The sequence below is a fragment of the Streptomyces sp. NPDC086787 genome (assembly GCF_044745865.1).
Lineage (GTDB): Bacteria > Actinomycetota > Actinomycetes > Streptomycetales > Streptomycetaceae > Streptomyces.
Genome location: NZ_JBIVBC010000004.1, coordinates 413294 through 429497 on the forward strand (window position 1 = coordinate 413294; position 16204 = coordinate 429497).

Consider the following 16204-nt stretch of genomic DNA (forward strand, 5'->3'; position numbering starts at 1 on the left):
CAAATACAGCACCGGGGCCTGGGGTTCTTCCTGCTTGTCGGGCGGCATGGGGACCTCCGCGGTCAGTAGCGGTAGTGGTCGGGCTTGTAGGGGCCCTCGACCTGCACGCCGATGTACGTGGCCTGCTCCGGGCGCAACGTCGTCAGCTTGACGCCGAGGGCGTCGAGGTGGAGGCGGGCGACCTTCTCGTCCAGGTGCTTCGGCAGCGTGTGGACGCCGATCGGGTACTCGGACTGCTTGGCGAACAGCTCGATCTGGGCCAGGGTCTGGTCCGCGAAGGAGTTGGACATCACGAACGAGGGGTGGCCCGTCGCGTTGCCCAGGTTCAGCAGGCGCCCCTCGGACAGGACGATGACCTTCCTGCCGTCCGTGAAGGTCCAGGTGTGGACCTGCGGCTTGACCTCGTCCTTGACGATGCCGGGGATCTTCGCGAGGCCGGCCATGTCGATCTCGTTGTCGAAGTGACCGATGTTGCCGACGATCGCCTGGTGCTTCATCTTCGCCATGTCCGAGGCGAGGATGATGTCCTTGTTGCCGGTCGTGGTGATGAAGATGTCGGCCGTCCCGACGACCTCGTCCAGCGTGGTGACCTGGTAGCCGTCCATCGCCGCCTGGAGGGCGCAGATCGGGTCGATCTCGGTGATGATCACACGGGCGCCCTGGCCGCGCAGCGACTCCGCGCAGCCCTTGCCCACGTCGCCGTACCCGCACACAACTGCGGTCTTGCCGCCGACCAGGGTGTCGGTGGCGCGGTTGATGCCGTCGATCAGCGAGTGGCGGCAGCCGTACTTGTTGTCGAACTTCGACTTGGTCACCGCGTCGTTGACGTTGATCGCCGGGAAGAGGAGCACACCGTCGCGCTGCATCTCGTACAGGCGGTGGACACCCGTCGTGGTCTCCTCCGTCACGCCACGGATGTCGGCGGCGATGGCCGACCAGTCCAGGGTGGCGGTTTCCAGCAGGGCGCGGACGGCGGCGAGTTCCTCGTTGGCGGCCTCGGGGAGGTTGCCGGTCTTCTGGTGTTCGACGCCCTGGTGGACGAGGAGGGTGGCGTCACCACCGTCGTCGAGGATCATGTTCGGGCCACCGGTGGGGCTGTCCGGCCAGGTCAGCGCCTGCTCGGTGCACCACCAGTACTCCTCCAGCGTCTCGCCCTTCCAGGCGAACACCGCAATCCCGGCGGCGGCGATCGCCGCCGCCGCGTGGTCCTGCGTGGAATAGATGTTGCAGGAGGCCCAACGGACCCGGGCGCCCAGGGCGACCAGGGTCTCGATGAGCACAGCGGTCTGCACGGTCATGTGCAGGGAACCGGTGATCCGGGCGCCGGCCAGCGGCTGCGCCTCGGCGTACTCCTTGCGGATCGCCATCAGGCCGGGCATCTCGTGCTCGGCGAGGGTGATCTCCTTGCGGCCGAACTCGGCCAGGGAGAGGTCGGCGACCTTGAAGTCAGTGGTCTTGGCGGGCATGCGCGGGCCTCTCCATGAGGTGGGTCAGGTTGCGGTGGATGTCGAGGGTGGCTGTGGAGCGGTTGAGGGTGATGTAGTGCAGTCCGGGCGCCCCTTCGGCGAGGAGCCGTGCGCCCAGCGCGGTCGCGTGGTCGACGCCGATGCGGTGCGCGGTGGCGGGGTCGTCGCGGGCCGTCTCCAGGGCTTCGGCGAGGTCCGCCGGGAAGCGGGCGTCGCTCAGTTCGGCGAAGCGCCGGATCTGGCGGGCGTGCACGGCGGGCATGATCTCCGGGATGATCGGCGTGTCGCAGCCGGCGGCCGTCACCCGGTCGCGCAGCCGTAGGTAGTCCTCGGCGTCGAAGAACATCTGTGTGATGGCGTAGTCGGCGCCTGCCCGGCACTTGGCGACGAAGTGCTCGATGTCGCTGTCCCAGTCGGGCGAGCGCGGGTGCCGTTCGGGGAACGCGGCGACGCCGATGCTGAAGTCCCCTGCTGCACGGACGAGTTCGACCAGCTGGTAGGCGTGGTGCAGTCCGTCGGGGTGTGCGGTCCACGGGCCGCGCGGATCGCCCGGCGGGTCTCCGCGCAGCGCCAGGACGTCCCGGATGCCCGCGTCGGCGTACTGACCGATGATGTGCCGCAGTTCCGCGACCGAGTGGCCGACGGCGGTGAGGTGGGCGACGGGGCGCAGGGTCGTCTCGGCGGCGATGCGGCGGGTGACGGCGACCGTGCGGTCCCGGGAGGAGCCGCCCGCGCCGTAGGTGACCGACACGAAGGTGGGGGCGGCGGACTCGATCCGGCGGATCGCCTCCCACAGGGTGCGCTCGCCTGCCTCGGTCTTCGGCGGGAAGAACTCGAAGGAGAAGGTGGTGACGCCCGCGGCGAGCAGGTCCCTCAGGGAGGCGGGGGTGCGGGTGGTGGCGGCCGTGGCGGCTGTGGTCATCGGTCGGTCTCCTCGGCCGGGCCACCGGTCGTCTTGAAGTAGACGGCCTCGGGGTGGTGCAGGATCAGGGCGTCCGTGGACTGTTCCGGGTGGAGCTGGAACTCGGCGGAGAGGGTGACGCCGATGCGCTCCGGGCGGAGCAGGGCCGCGATCTTGGCGCGGTCCTCCAGGTCGGGGCAGGCCGGGTAGCCAAGGGAGTAGCGGCAGCCCTGGTAGTCGGTGCGGAGCATCCCGGCGAGGTCGGTGGGGTCCTGGTCGGCGACGCCCAGTTCGGCACGGACCCGGGCGTGCCAGAACTCGGCCAGCGCCTCGGTCAACTGCACGGACAGGCCGTGGAGTTCGAGGTAGTCGCGGTAGGCGTTGGCGGCGAACAGCTCGTTCGCGACCTCGGAGACGCGGTTGCCCATGGTGACCGTCGTGAAGGAGATGACGTCGGTCTCCCCCGGGTCCGCGTCCTGGGCGCGGAAGAAGTCGGCGAGGCACAGATACCGGTCGCGTCGCTGGCGCGGGAAGGTGAAGCGGGTGAGCTCGGTGCCGTTCTCGTCCAGGACGATCAGGTCGTCGCCCTTGGAGACGCAGCGGAAGTAGCCGTGCACGACGGCGGCTTCGAGGATGTTCTCCGTGTGCAGCCGGTCCAGCCAGGCGCGCAGCCTCGGCCGTCCCTCCGTCTCGACGAGTTCCTCGTACGACGGTCCGGTGCCGCCGCGGGCCGACTTGAGGCCCCACTGGCCCATGAAGGTGGCGCGTTCGTCCAGCCAGGAGGCGTAGTCGGCGAGCGGGATGCCCTTGGTGACACGGGTGCCCCAGAAGGGCGGGGTGGGGACCGGGTTGTCGGTGGCGACGTCGGAGCGGGCGGGCAGGACGGGCGGGGCGTCGGCCGGGCGGGCGGGTGTGGTGGCGCGTACCCGGCGGCGCCGCAGTTCGGGCAGGGCCGCTCCCGGTTCGCCACGTTTCACCGCGGTCATGGCGTCCATGAGGCGCAGTCCCTCGAAGGCGTCCCGGGCGTAGCGGACCTCTCCGTCGTAGAGCTCGTGCAGGTCCTGTTCGACGTAGGCGCGGGTGAGCGCGGCGCCACCCAGGATGACCGGGTAGGTGGTGGCGAGACCTCGGTCATTGAGCTCCTGGAGGTTCTCCTTCATGATCATCGTGGATTTCACCAGGAGGCCGGACATGCCGATGGCGTCGGCGCGGTGCTTCTCGGCGGCCTCGACTATGGCGGAGACCGGCTGCTTGATGCCGAGGTTGACGACGTTGTAGCCGTTGTTGGTGAGGATGATGTCCACGAGGTTCTTGCCGATGTCGTGGACATCGCCCTTCACCGTGGCCAGTACCAGGGTGCCCTTGCCCCCGGTTCCGGTGCGCTCCATGTGCGGTTCGAGATGGCCGACGGCGGCCTTCATCACCTCGGCGGACTGGAGTACGAACGGCAACTGCATCTGCCCGGAGCCGAACAGTTCACCGACGGTCTTCATGCCGTCGAGGAGGATGTCGTTGACGATCTCCAGGGCGGAGTGGCCGGTCAGCGCCTCGTCCAGGTCGTCGGTCAGCCCTTGGCGCTCGCCGTCCACGATGCGGCGGCGCAACCGGTCGGGCAGCGGCAGCGCGGCCAGTTCGGCGGCTCGGGAAGCCTTGACGGAGCGGGTGTCGACGCCGTCGAAGAGCTCCAGGTAGCGCTGGAGCGGGTCGTAGTCCGCCCGGCGACGGTCGTACACCAGGTCGAGGGCGCACTCCAGCTGGTCCTGTGGGATACGGGAGATGGGCAGGATCTTGGAGGCGTGCACGATGGCGGAGTCGAGTCCGGCGGCCACGCACTCGTGCAGGAAAACCGAGTTGAGGACGGTGCGGGCGGCCGGGTTGAGGCCGAAGCTGATGTTGGACAGGCCGAGGGTGGTCTGCACGTCCGGGTGACGGCGCTTCAGTTCCCGTATCGCCTCGATGGTCTCGATGCCGTCGCGGCGGGTCTCCTCCTGGCCGGTGGCGATGGGGAAGGTGAGGCAGTCCACCAGGATGTCGCCCTCGGCCATCCCCCACTCTCCGGTGAGGTCGGCGATCAGCCGTTCGGCGATCCGCAGTTTCCACTCGGCGGTGCGGGCCTGGCCCTCCTCGTCGATGGTGAGGGCGACGACGGCGGCGCCGTGCTCGGCGACCAGCGGCATGATCCGGGCGAACCGGGAGTCGGGGCCGTCGCCGTCCTCGTAGTTGACGGAGTTGACCACCGCGCGGCCGCCGATGCGCTCCAGCCCGGCCTCCAGTACGGCGGGTTCGGTGGAGTCGAGCACGACGGGCAGGGTGGAGGCGGTGGCCAGACGGCCGGCGAGTTCCTTCATGTCGGCGACGCCGTCGCGGCCCACGTAGTCGACGCACAGGTCGAGCAGATGGGCGCCGTCCCGGATCTGGTCGCGGGCGATCTCGACGCAGGTGTCCCAGTCCTCGCGGACCAGCGCCTCGCGGAACGCCTTGGAGCCGTTGGCGTTGGTGCGTTCACCTATGGCCAGGTAGGAGGTGTCCTGCCGGAACGGCACGGAGGTGTAGAGGGAGGCGGCGGCGGGCTCGGGGCGCGGGTCGCGACGGGTGGGTTCGAGATCGCGTACGGCGTCCGCGACCTGCCTCAGGTGCTCGGGCGTCGTACCGCAGCAGCCGCCGACCAGGCTGAGCCCGTGCTCGATGACGAACTGGCGGTGGGCGGCCGCGAGTTCCACCGGGCCGAGGGGGTAGTGCGCGCCGTCGGCGGTGAGTACCGGCAGGCCCGCGTTGGGCATCGCGGAGATGCCGGTGCGGGCGTGCCGGGACAGGTGGCGCAGGTGCTCGTTCATCTCGGCGGGCCCGGTCGCGCAGTTGAGGCCGATCAGGTCGATGCCGAGGGGTTCGAGGGCGGTGAGGGCGGCGCCGGTCTCGGAGCCGAGCAGCATGGTGCCGGTGGTCTCGACGGTGATCTGCACGAACAGCGGCAGGTCGGCCCCGGTCCCGCGCAGGGCGCGCCGGGCTCCGATCAGGGCGGCCTTGGTCTGGAGCAGGTCCTGGGTGGTCTCCACGAGCACGGCGTGCGCGCCGCCCGCGATCAGACCCTCGGTCTGCTCCTGGTAGGCGTCGCGCAGCCGTGCGTACGGGGCGTGCCCGAGGGTGGGCAGTTTGGTGCCGGGGCCGACCGAGCCGAGGACCCAGCGGGGCCGTTCGGCGGTGCTGTGGCCGTCGGCGACCTCCCGTGCGAGCCTGGCGCCCGCTTCGGCGAGTTCGCGGATGCGGGACTCGATGCCGTACTCACCGAGGTTGGCGAGGTTGGCGCCGAACGTGTTGGTCTCGACGCAGTCGACGCCCGCCGCGAAGTACGCGTCGTGCACCGAGCGGACGAGGTCGGGGCGGGAGACGTTGAGGATCTCGTTGCAGCCCTCGTGGCCCTGGAAGTCGTCCAGGGTGGGGTCCCGCTCCTGGAGCATGGTGCCCATGGCGCCGTCGGCGACGACGACCCGGGTGGCGAGGGCCTCCCGCAGCTGCTGTGCGGTGGCCGTGCGTGGGGTGCTCACAGGGCGGCCTCCAGGAACGGGGCGAGTACGGCGGCGGCCGGCTCGCCGTAGCCCTCGGTCAGCCGTGCCGTCACCGCCGTACGGTCGAGGACGTACTCCTGGGGGCCCGGTGCCTCCAGGGCGAGGCCGGCCAGGACGCAACCGAGCCGGGCGGCCGCGGGTTCGGGCAGGCCGTGGGCGAGCGCGGCGAGGAAGCCCGCGCGGAACGCGTCGCCGACGCCGGTGGGGTCGGCCTCTTCGCGCACCGGCGCGGCCGGAATCGTGACGGCGGGCTCGCCCGCGCGTTCGATGCGGACGCCGTCCGCGCCGAGCGTGGTGACCCAGGAGCCGACCCGGTCGAGGATCTGCCGGTGGGTCCAGCCGGTGCGCTCCTGGACCAGGGCCGCCTCGTAGGCGTTGGTGAACAGGCGCTGCGCCCCGGCCACGAGGTCACGGACCGCGGCCGGTTCGAGGCGGGCGAGCTGCTGGGAGGGGTCGGCGGCGAACGGCACACCGAGCTCGCGGCACTCCTCGGTGTGCCGCACCATCGCCTCGGGGTCGTTCGGCGAGACCAGTACGAGGTCGAGGCCGCCGGTCCGGTCGGCGACCGGGGCGAGGCTCAGGGTGCGTGCCTCGGCCATGGCGCCCGCGTAGAAGGTGGCGATCTGGTTCTGTGCCAGGTCGGTGGTGCACACGAACCGCGCGGTCTGCGCGGTGTGCGACACATGCACGGAGTCCGTGTCGACGCCGTGTTCCTTGAGATGGACCTGGTAGTCGGCGAAGTCCGGCCCCACGGCGCCGACCAGGATCGGGGCGAGCCCCAACTGGCCGAGTCCGTAGGCGATGTTGGCGGCCGCGCCGCCGCGTCTGACCTCCAGGGCGTCGGCGAGGAAGGACAGTGAGACGTTCGCCAGCTCACCGGGGACCAGGTGGTCGGTGAAGCGGCCGGGGAACGTCATCAGATGGTCGGTGGCGATGGAACCGGTGACGGCGATCCGCATGAGCCGGCCCCGCTCAACCGGTCGCGGCATGGCGGAGTTTGTCCGCCCGGTCGGTGGCCTCCCAGGTGAAGTCCACGCCGGTGCGCCCGAAGTGGCCGTAGGCGGCGGTCTGCGCATAGCGCGGGCGCAGCAGGTCCAGGTCCCGGACGATCGCGGCCGGGCGCAGGTCGAACACGTCGGTGACGGCCTGCTGGATGCGCTCGACGGGCACGGTCTCGGTGCCGAACGTCTCGATGAACAGGCCGACCGGGGCCGCCTTGCCGATGGCGTAGGCGACCTGCGCCTCGCAGCGACGGGCGAGGCCGGCGGCCACGACGTTCTTGGCGACCCAGCGCATCGCGTAGGCGCCGCTGCGGTCCACCTTGGAGGGGTCCTTCCCGGAGAACGCGCCGCCGCCGTGCCGGGCCATGCCGCCGTAGGTGTCGACGATGATCTTCCGTCCGGTCAGTCCGGCGTCGCCCATGGGGCCGCCGATCTCGAAGCGGCCGGTCGGGTTCACCAGGAGCCGGTGCCCGTCCGTGTCCAGTTCGAGGTCTGCCAGGGCCGGGGCGATGACGTGCTCGCGCAGGTCGGGGACGAGCAGCGCGTCGAGGCTGATGTCGGGGGCGTGCTGGGAGGAGACGACGACCGTGTCCAGGCGCACCGGGCGGTCGCCCTCGTACTCGATGGTCACCTGGGTCTTGCCGTCGGGGCGCAGATACGGCAGCGGGCCCTGCTTGCGGACCTCGGCGAGGCGGCGGGCGAGGCGGTGCGCGAGGGCGATGGGCAGCGGCATCAGCTCGGGCGTCTCGTCGCAGGCGTAGCCGAACATCAGACCCTGGTCGCCGGCGCCCTGGCGGTCGAGCTCGTCCGACTCGGCGGCGCCCTCCACCCGGGTCTCGTAGGCGTCGTTCACACCCTGGGCGATGTCGGGCGACTGGGCGCCGATGGAGACGGAGACGCCGCAGGAGGCGCCGTCGAAGCCCTTCGCGGAGGAGTCGTAGCCGATGCCGAGAATGGTCTCGCGCACGAGGGTGGGAATGTCGGCGTAGGCGGTGGTGGTGACTTCGCCCGCGATATGTACCTGTCCGGTCGTGATGAGGGTTTCCACGGCGACTCGGGCTGTCGGATCCTGGGTGAGAAGTGCGTCGAGAATGGTGTCACTGATTTGGTCGGCGATTTTGTCGGGATGACCCTCGGTCACCGACTCCGAGGTGAACAGTCGACGGGACACACTTTCCTCCAGCAGCCCGGGAATTGTTGTCGAAAGAGCGTCTTCCGCAATGCTTGGGGACCGCTAAAGTGTTCGGTTGTTCTCCGCCGCGTCACGCTTTAGCGCCCCGCAAGGGGGCGGTGACTGAATGATGGGTAGAAAGGAGCTTTCCATGACCCGCTACCTCATCAGCTTCCTACCCTGGATCGCCTATGCGGCGATCGCGACGAGTGACGAGTGGCGCAGTGGCGCGGAGTGGGGACTGGGGATCGCCGCGTTTGTGATCTTCCAGGGACGACGGTCGGGCAAGCACTTGGACGAGATGGTGATCGAGGTGAGTGCCCTCGTGTTCTTCGCGGGCATCACCTGGCTCTCGTACAAGCAGCCCGATTCCGGCCTCATCCCCTACGGCCCGGCCCTTGTGGACGCCTGGCTCGCCGTCACCGCGTTCGGTTCGCTGCTCATCGGGCGGCCGTTCACGCTGGGGCTGGCGCGGAAGATCGCGCCGGAGCACGTGTGGAAGACCAAGGCGTTCTTCCGTACCAACGCGACGATCACCACCGTGTGGGGGGTGTCCTTCCTCTTTGCCGCCGGCGCGCTGGCTCTGCTGATCAAGGCCGACCCGCACGCCACCACCGCCGCGATCGTCATCAAGGTCGTCACCTTCGTCGTCCCGGTCCTGTTCACCATGCGGTACCCGTCCATCGCCGCGCAGAAGGCCCGGCAGGCCGCCGTGCACTGACGTGGTTCCCCGTGCTCGTTGAGCGCCGTTGCCCGAGGTCCGGTGCAGCGGCGCTCACTGCTGTGCGAGGTACGCGCGGCACAGGCGCCCGGCAGACGGTGGGCGGGCTGCGTCCAGCCGGCGGCCGGGGAGTGCGGGGAGTCGTCCGGTCCGGCCTCGCGGAGGCGGGCCAGGAGGACGACCGTGACGGCGGCGAGCTGTTCCGGGTCGGGCTCGCCGCGTACGACGCGGATGGGGTGCTGCTCGTCGGCGGTGCTCATACCGGCTGGTTCCCGTGCTTGCGGGACGGCAGCGTGGCGTTCTTGGCGCGCAGCATCGCCAGGGAGCGGATGAGGACGGCCCGGGTGTCGGCCGGGTCGATGACGTCGTCCACGAGGCCGCGTTCGGCGGCGTAGTACGGGTGCATGAGCTCTTCCTGGTACTGCTGGATGCGCTGGGCGCGGGCCGCCTCGGGATCGGGGGCGGCGGCGATCTCACGGCGGAAGACGACGTTCGCGGCGCCCTCCGCGCCCATCACGGCGATCTCGTTGGTGGGCCAGGCGAAGGTGAGGTCGGCGCCGATGGACTGGCTGTCCATGACGATGTAGGCGCCGCCGTAGGCCTTGCGGAGGATCACCGAGATGCGGGGAACGCTGGCGTTGCAGTAGGAGTAGAGGAGTTTCGCGCCGTGCCGGATGACCCCGCCGTGCTCCTGCTCGCGGCCCGGAAGGAAGCCCGGGACGTCGACCAGGGTGACGAGGGGGATGCTGAAGGCGTCGCAGGACTGCACGAACCTGGCGGCCTTCTCACTGGCGTTGATGTCCAGGACGCCCGCGTAGGACGACGGCTGGTTCGCCACGATGCCGACCACATGGCCGTCGAGCCGGGCCATGGCGCAGATGATGTTGGTGGCCCAGCCCGCGTGGATCTCGAAGACCTCTCCGTCGTCGACGATCTCCTCGATGACGGGTCGCATGTCGTAGGAGCGTCCGGGGTCGCCCGGCACCAGGTCGAGGAGGGCCTCGCCACGGCGGGTCGGGGAGTCGTCGGGGCGTACGGCGGGCGGTAGTTCGCGGTTGTTCTGCGGCAGCATGGACAGCAGGTAGCGCACCTCGGCGAGACACTCGGCCTCGTCCTCGTAGGCGAAGTGCGCGGCGCCGGACACGGTCGCGTGGACGTCGGCACCGCCGAGCTGGTCGTGGCTGATCCGCTCGCCGGTGACGGCCTGTACGACGTCCGGGCCGGTGATGTACATCTGTGAGGTGCCGCGGACCATGAACACGTAGTCGGTGAGGGCGGGGCTGTAGGCGGCGCCGCCCGCGCAGGGGCCGAGCATCACGCTGATCTGCGGGATGACGCCGGAGGCGGCCACGTTGCGGCGGAAGATGCCGCCGTAGCCGGCGAGCGCGGTGACCCCTTCCTGGATCCGGGCGCCGGCACCGTCGCTGAGGGCGACCAGGGGCGCGCCCGCGGCGAGCGCGAGGTCCATCACCTTGTGGATCTTCGAGGCGTGCGCCTCACCGAGGGAGCCGCCGAAGATCCGGAAGTCGTGGGCGTAGGCGAAGACCGTACGGCCCTCCACCGTGCCCCAGCCGGTGACCACGCCGTCCGTGTAGGGCCGTTTGTTCTCCAGGCCGAAGCCGGTGGCCCGGTGCCGGCGCAGCGGCTCGACCTCCTGGAAACTCCCCTTGTCGAAGAGGAGTTCGAGGCGCTCGTGGACGGTCAGCTTGCCCTTGGCCCACTGCTGCTCGGTGGCGCGCGGGCCGGGGCCCTCGCGCACGGTCTGCTTCACCAGATCGAGCAGGGCCACCCGGGAGCGCGGGTCGGGGCGCGGTGGCGGCTGGGTCATGGGGGCGAGTGAGGTGGTGTCCTCGGTCACGGTCATGGGTCACCCATCCATGTGGCTCAGGGTATTCGGACCGTCAATTCAAACCGCGCGGTCCGCCGAGAGGCCACAGCGATCACCCCCTATGGTCTCCGCCCGGCCCCCTACTAAGGGTGGTGGGCGGGGTCGGTTAGGGGTTGGTGGGGACTTGCCCGGCGTCTAGAACTGTCCGAACGAGGCCAGTTCGCGACAAGACGGGTGCTGCGATGACTACGGCGATGGTATTCCCGGGAATGGGGCCGACGCGTTTCCGGGAACTGGGGCGCTTCCTGCTGCTCGATGCCCATGCCAAAAAGCTGGTTTCGGTCGCGGACGACGTCCTCGGCCATTCTCTTTTCGAGGCGTTCCGGCAGAGCGAGGACGAGTACGCCCCGGCGGCTCAGGTCGCGTTCATGGTGGTGTGCACGGCGCTCGCCGGGCGGGCCCGGGAGGATCTCGGCGTCGAGCCGGTGGTGTGCGCGGGTCCCAGCTTCGGTGAGAAGCCCGCGGTCGGTTTCAGCGGGGCGCTCGGCTTCGCGGACACCGTGCGGATGACGGCGGGACTGGCGCGCTGCACCGAGGAGTACTTCGCGCAGGAGCACCGTGACGTGGTCACCCAGTCGTTCGTGCGCGCCCCGGCCGGACCGCTGGACGAGCTGTTCGCGGAGATGGACGCCCGGGGTGCCTGGTACGAGACGGCGTGTCTGCTCGACGACGGGTTCCGGATGGTGTCCGTGCACGAGGCCGAACTGGAGGAGTTCCAGCGGCGGTTGCGGTCGATCGGCGCGCTTCCGCTGTACGTGATGCGGCCGCCCATGCACTCCTCGCTGTTCACCGGGCTGCGTGAGCGCGCGGCCCGCGAGGTCATCGACGCGCTGCCACTGCGCGACCCGGAGATACCGCTGATCGCGGACCAGGACGGCACCGAGCTGACCAGTGCGGCCGGGTTGCGGCAGATGCTGCTCGACCACTTCGTCCGCCCCGTGGACTGGCCGGCGACGCTGGACGCGATGCACGGACGGGGCGTCGAGCGTCTGGTGATCGCCGGTCCCGACGCCCTGTTCGGGCGGGTGTCGGCGGCCACCTCGCGCTTCGAGGTCGTCCCGGTCTCCCCGGAGCGGGCACCGCGCGCCACGGCTGCGGCGGGGGTCTGACATGACGACCCAGGTCTCCCCCGGCCACGAGCTCCGGCCGGCCGTCGCCGAGGACGCCTACGCGGGCAGTCTGCACGGTCTGTTCCTGCGCGGGCTCGCTCTCTCGCCCGACCGGGAGTGCTTCCGCGTCGACGGGCGCGGCACCACCTACACCGAGGCCCACCGGCGGGCGCTGGCCCTCGCGGGGGCGCTGGTGGAGGTGTGCGGCGGTGTGCCCCGTACCGTCGCGGTGCTCGGCAGCAAGAGCGGCGAGGCGTACACCGGGCTGCTGGCCGCCCTGTATCTGGGGGCGCGGGCCGTACCGCTGCACCCCGACTTCCCGGCGGCCCGCAACCGTGCCGTCCTGGAGGCCTCCGGGGCCGACGCGGTGATCGCGGACGCGCGGGGCGCGGCGGCGTACGACCGGATCGGGCTGCCGGGTGTGCCGCTGGTCGCGGCTGCCGAAGAACCGCTGCCGGGAAAGCCGTTGGCGGCGCCACGGACCGTGCGCCCGGAGGACACCGCGTACATCCTGTTCACCTCCGGCTCGACGGGCCGCCCCAAGGGCGTGCCCACCACACACCGGGCGACCGACAGCTACTTCCGTACGCTGCAGGCCCGTTACGGCTTCGGCCCCGACGACGTCTTCACCCAGACCTTCGATCTCACCTTCGACTGCGCGATGTTCGACCTGTTCAGCGCGTGGGGCGCGGGTGCCCGGGTCGTGCCGCTGCCGATGCGGGCCTACCGGGCGCTGCCGGAGTTCCTCGCCGAGGAGCGGGTCACCGTGTGGTTCTCGACCCCGGCGGCGATCGCCCTCGCCCGCCGCTCCGGCGCGCTGGCGGTGGGCGCGCTCGACGGACTGCGCCGGTCGCTGTTCGCGGGCGAGCCGCTGCACCGGCACGACGCCGAGGAATGGCAGGCGGCCGCGCCGCACAGCACCGTGGAGAACCTGTACGGCCCCACCGAGCTGACCATCACCGTCACCGCGCACCGCCTCACGACCGCCACCCCCGTGGAGCGGTACGTCAACGGCGTCGTCCCCATCGGCCCGGTGTACGGCTCCCTGGACCACGTCCTGCTCTCCCCCGACGGAACGACCGGCGGCGACGAGGGCGAACTGTGCGTCACCGGGCCGCAGATGTTCGACGGCTATCTCGACCCTGCCGAGAACGAAGGCCGCTTCCTCGACCACGACGGGCGCCGCTGGTACCGCACCGGAGACCGGGTGCGCCGCTGGGCGGACGGCGAGATCAGCTATCTGGGCCGCGCCGACGACCAGGTGCAGGTGCAGGGCTGGCGGGTGGAGCTGTCCGAGGTCAGCCACGCCGTGCGCGCCCTCGACGGAGTGGAGGACGCCGTCACCGTCGCCGTGCCGATGGGCGGCAGTCACGAACTGGCCGCCTTCTACACCGGCCGCACCGCGCAAAGCGCCCTGCTCGCCAAGGAACTGACCGCGAACCTGCCCAGGGCGATGGTGCCGCGGCTGCTGACACACCTGGACGAGTTCCCGATGAACGCCAACCGCAAGATCGACCGCTCCGCCCTGAGGGCGCGCGCGCTGACGCTCCTGGACCGCGGCCGCACCCCGCGCCGACCCGACGCCGCCCCTGCCACGGACCACTAAGGAGAGACCCCGTGGACGAGAACCTCACCAAGGCCGCCGAGCTGCTGCACCAGCTCGTCGACGCCCAGGCCGCCGGCCGCCCGCAGGACGTCGCCGTGCGTGACGCCCGGGACTCCTGGACCTGGGAACAGCTCGCCGCGCAGAGCCGGGCCGCCGCCGACTGGCTGCGCCGGGCCGGTGTGACCGCGGGCGACCGGATCGTCGTACGCCTGCCGAACGTGCGCGAGACGACGGCACTGCTGTACGCGGCCTCCCGGCTTGGTGCGGCGCTGGTGCCGATCAGCGCGGAGATGAAGGAGTTCCATCTGCGCGCGGTGATCGCCGACTGCGAGCCGCGCGTGGTGGTCGTCGCGGACGGTGCCGGCGCGTGGGCGTCGGGCCTGACCGACCGGCCGGTGCACGAGGTCGGCGCCCTGTGGTCCGAGCTGACACCCGCCGCCGGGTCCGCCGGGGGCGGGCAGCCGTCCGACACACCGGCCGTGCTCATCTACACCTCGGGCTCGACCGCGACCCCCAAGGGCATCATCTGCCCGCACGCGCAGATGCTGTTCGCCGCGCGGTCCATCAACGAGGTGCTCGGCTACCGCGCCGACGACACCGTGTTCGTCCGGGTGCCGCTGTCCTTCGACTACGGCCTGTTCCAGGTGCTGTTGTGCGCGGTGTCCGGCGCGACGCTGGTCCTCGCGGACTCCGAGGCGGACTCCAAGCTGCACATCCTCGTCCGGGAGAGCGGCGCCACGGTGCTGCCGCTGGTGCCGTCGCTGGGCGGCCCGCTGATCCGGCTCGCGCAGCGCGACCCGCGGCCGACCCGGCTGCGCATGTTCACCAGCACCGGGGCGGCGCTGGAGCAGCGGATCATCGACGGGCTGTGGAAGTGCTTCCCGGACGCCCGGGTGGTGCGCATGTACGGCATCTCGGAGTGCAAGCGGATCACCATCATGCCGCCGGACCAGGACCGTGACCGCCCCGGTTCCTCCGGGCTGCCGATCCCGGGGACGCGGGTGGCGATCCTGGACCCCGACGGCAACGAGGTGCCGGCCGGTGAGAGCGGCGAGATCACGGTGACCGGGCCGCATGTCATGGCCGGCTACTGGAACCTGCCGGAGATCACCGCGCGCACCTACCGGCCCGACCCGGCGACCGGCGGAACCCGGCTGTTCACCGGTGACTACGGGCGCGTGGACGCGGACGGCTACCTGTACTTCGAGGGACGCCGCGACGACATGTTCAAGCGCAAGGGCATGCGGGTGTCCACGATCGAGATCGAGGGCGCCGCGATGGACATCCCCGGTGTGCGCAACGCGGCCGCCCTGAAGCCGACCGCCGACCGCGACCTGATGATCTTCGTGGAGTCGGACGAGTTGACCCCGCAGGCGGTGCTCCGCGAGCTGGCCACCCGCCTGGAGGCGGTGAAGGTGCCCGCGCTGTGCAAGGTGCTGGACAGCTTCCCGCTGACCTCGAACGGCAAGAACGCCAAGCAGCAGCTGGCCGCGCTGCTCGACGCCGAGGCGGCCGCCAAGTGACCACCGCAGCAGCCGAACAGGCCGCGCTGGACCGGGAGTTGGTGGCCCGCTACGGCTCACCGCTGTACGTGTACGACCTCGACCGGGTCGCCCGCGCCCGCGCCGGACTGCGGGCCGCCCTGCCCGACGGGGTCACCCTCTACTACTCGCTCAAGGCCAACCCGCACCCCGGCCTGGTGCGGGCGCTGCGCGAGGGGTCCGGCGGCTGCCGTGCCGAGGTGTGCTCCACCGGCGAGCTGGCCTCCGCCCTGGCGGCCGGCCACCCGGCGGAGTCGGTCCTCTACTCGGGTCCCGGCAAGACGGCCGGTGAACTGGCCGTCGCGCTCGCCGAGGGGGTGCGCACCTTCTCCGTGGAGTCGGCGGGCGACCTGCGCAGGCTGGGCGCGCAGGCGGTACGGCAGGGAGTGACGGCCCAGGTGCTGCTGCGCGTCAACAGCGCGGCGGCCGCGGCGACCACGAGCATCCGGATGACCGGGACACCCTCACAGTTCGGCATCGACGCCGAGACCCTCCCCGACCTGCTGCCCGACCTGCTCGACGTCCCCGGGACGGAGGTGGCGGGCGCGCACTTCTTCCCGCTGTCCAACTCCAAGGACGAGGAGAGCCTGATCGCCGAGTTCACGGCGACGATCGAGCAGGCGGCCCGGTTGGAGGCCGAACTCGGCCTGCCCCTGCGCATGCTGGACGCAGGCGGAGGCTTCGCGGCGCCCTACTCGGTGCCGGACGAACGGCCCGGCTACCCGAATCTGCGCGCCGCCCTGGAGAAGGTCCTGGACACCCGGCTGCCGCGCTGGCGCGAGGGCACGGTGGAGGTCGCCTTCGAGTCGGGCCGCCATCTGGTCGGCGACAGCGGGCGGCTGCTGACCACCGTCACCAACGTCAAGGAGAGCCGGGGCCGGGTCTTCGCGATCCTGGACGCGGGCATCAACACCTTCGGCGGCATGGCCGGTCTCGGCCGGCTGCTCCCGCTCTCCGTGGACCCGGCCTTCCACCGCACCGGCGAACCGGTGCCCGTCACCCTGGCGGGCCCGCTGTGCACACCCGGCGACCTGCTGTCCCGCGCGGTGCGGATGCCTCCGCCGGAGCCGGGTGACGTGCTGGCCGTGCCCAACACCGGCGCCTACGGCCCCACCGCCAGCCTGCTGCTGTTCCTGGGCCGCCCGGCTCCGACCGAGCTGCTGCTCAGCGGTGGCGAGGTGGTCTCGGCCACCCGCCTCGTCACGACCCGTACCGAAGTCGCATAACCCACACTGGA

11 protein-coding genes and 1 pseudogene are annotated in these 16204 nt (G+C 71.1%); 5 read left to right on the forward strand and 7 right to left on the reverse strand.

The features are described from left to right. Positions 1 to 62: 62 nt before the first annotated feature. The 5 genes from ahcY to metK are packed head-to-tail and all read right to left on the reverse strand — an operon-like array spanning position 63 to position 8102. Positions 63 to 1466, reverse strand: a complete 1404-nt coding sequence (gene ahcY / locus ACIPK3_RS13955; RefSeq protein WP_402569333.1) for an adenosylhomocysteinase — start codon at positions 1464 to 1466, stop codon at positions 63 to 65. Continuing rightward, the gene (gene metF, locus ACIPK3_RS13960) at positions 1447 to 2388 is read right to left on the reverse strand and encodes a methylenetetrahydrofolate reductase [NAD(P)H] (RefSeq protein ID WP_402569334.1); all 942 of its coding nucleotides are present in this window, start codon (positions 2386 to 2388) and stop codon (positions 1447 to 1449) included. Before metF ends, ahcY begins: the two co-directional genes overlap by 20 nt. Then, complete coding sequence (gene metH / locus ACIPK3_RS13965; RefSeq protein WP_402569335.1) at positions 2385 to 5909, reverse strand: methionine synthase; 3525 nt, start codon at positions 5907 to 5909, stop codon at positions 2385 to 2387. Before metH ends, metF begins: the two co-directional genes overlap by 4 nt. After that, positions 5906 to 6889, reverse strand: coding sequence for a carbohydrate kinase family protein (locus ACIPK3_RS13970; RefSeq protein WP_402569446.1), 984 nt, complete (start codon positions 6887 to 6889; stop codon positions 5906 to 5908). Before ACIPK3_RS13970 ends, metH begins: the two co-directional genes overlap by 4 nt. A gap of 13 nt (positions 6890 to 6902) precedes the next feature. Then, positions 6903 to 8102, reverse strand: a complete 1200-nt coding sequence (metK, locus tag ACIPK3_RS13975; RefSeq protein WP_402569337.1) for a methionine adenosyltransferase — start codon at positions 8100 to 8102, stop codon at positions 6903 to 6905. A gap of 151 nt (positions 8103 to 8253) precedes the next feature. Here metK and ACIPK3_RS13980 point away from each other — a divergent pair, with 151 nt between their 5' ends. Beyond that, on the forward strand, positions 8254 to 8823 hold the full coding sequence (locus tag ACIPK3_RS13980) for a hypothetical protein (protein ID WP_402569450.1): 570 nt from the start codon (positions 8254 to 8256) through the stop codon (positions 8821 to 8823). 101 nt (positions 8824 to 8924) lie between these two features. On the opposite strand, the pseudogene ACIPK3_RS13985 reads toward ACIPK3_RS13980, so the two are convergent. After that, a pseudogene (locus ACIPK3_RS13985) lies at positions 8925 to 9083 on the reverse strand (acyl-CoA carboxylase subunit epsilon); the annotation flags it as partial. Next, the gene (locus tag ACIPK3_RS13990) at positions 9080 to 10687 is read right to left on the reverse strand and encodes an acyl-CoA carboxylase subunit beta (protein WP_402569339.1); all 1608 of its coding nucleotides are present in this window, start codon (positions 10685 to 10687) and stop codon (positions 9080 to 9082) included. The pseudogene ACIPK3_RS13985 and the gene ACIPK3_RS13990, both read right to left, overlap by 4 nt. 233 nt (positions 10688 to 10920) lie before the next feature. On the opposite strand from ACIPK3_RS13990, the gene ACIPK3_RS13995 reads away from it, so the two are divergent. Genes ACIPK3_RS13995 through ACIPK3_RS14010 form a run of 4 tightly spaced genes read left to right on the forward strand, consistent with a single transcriptional unit; the run spans position 10921 to position 16193 of the window. Further along, a complete protein-coding gene (locus ACIPK3_RS13995) occupies positions 10921 to 11820 on the forward strand; it encodes an ACP S-malonyltransferase (RefSeq protein WP_402569341.1) in 900 nt (299 codons plus the stop codon). A gap of 1 nt (position 11821) precedes the next feature. Beyond that, a complete protein-coding gene (locus tag ACIPK3_RS14000; RefSeq protein WP_402569343.1) occupies positions 11822 to 13426 on the forward strand; it encodes an AMP-binding protein in 1605 nt (534 codons plus the stop codon). A gap of 11 nt (positions 13427 to 13437) precedes the next feature. Then, entirely contained in the window at positions 13438 to 14949 is a 1512-nt protein-coding gene (locus ACIPK3_RS14005; protein ID WP_402569345.1) for an AMP-binding protein, read from the forward strand. Continuing rightward, positions 14946 to 16193 (forward strand): type III PLP-dependent enzyme, encoded by a 1248-nt coding sequence (locus ACIPK3_RS14010; protein WP_402569347.1) that lies wholly within the window; start codon positions 14946 to 14948, stop codon positions 16191 to 16193. Before ACIPK3_RS14005 ends, ACIPK3_RS14010 begins: the two co-directional genes overlap by 4 nt. The last annotated feature ends 11 nt before the right edge of the window (positions 16194 to 16204 follow it).

Excerpts from the sequence above, each read along its gene's own strand:
- ACIPK3_RS13980 (WP_402569450.1), top strand. The coding sequence starts at position 8,254 with ATGACCCGCTACCTCATCAGCTTCCTACCCTGGATCGCCTATGCGGCG.
- ACIPK3_RS13995 (WP_402569341.1), top strand. The coding sequence starts at position 10,921 with ATGGGGCCGACGCGTTTCCGGGAACTGGGGCGCTTCCTGCTGCTCGAT.
- metF (WP_402569334.1), bottom strand. The coding sequence starts at position 2,388 with ATGACCACAGCCGCCACGGCCGCCACCACCCGCACCCCCGCCTCCCTG.
- ahcY (WP_402569333.1), bottom strand. The coding sequence starts at position 1,466 with ATGCCCGCCAAGACCACTGACTTCAAGGTCGCCGACCTCTCCCTGGCC.
- ACIPK3_RS14000 (WP_402569343.1), top strand. The coding sequence starts at position 11,822 with ATGACGACCCAGGTCTCCCCCGGCCACGAGCTCCGGCCGGCCGTCGCC.
- ACIPK3_RS13990 (WP_402569339.1), bottom strand. The coding sequence starts at position 10,687 with ATGACCGTGACCGAGGACACCACCTCACTCGCCCCCATGACCCAGCCG.
- ACIPK3_RS13970 (WP_402569446.1), bottom strand. The coding sequence starts at position 6,889 with ATGCGGATCGCCGTCACCGGTTCCATCGCCACCGACCATCTGATGACG.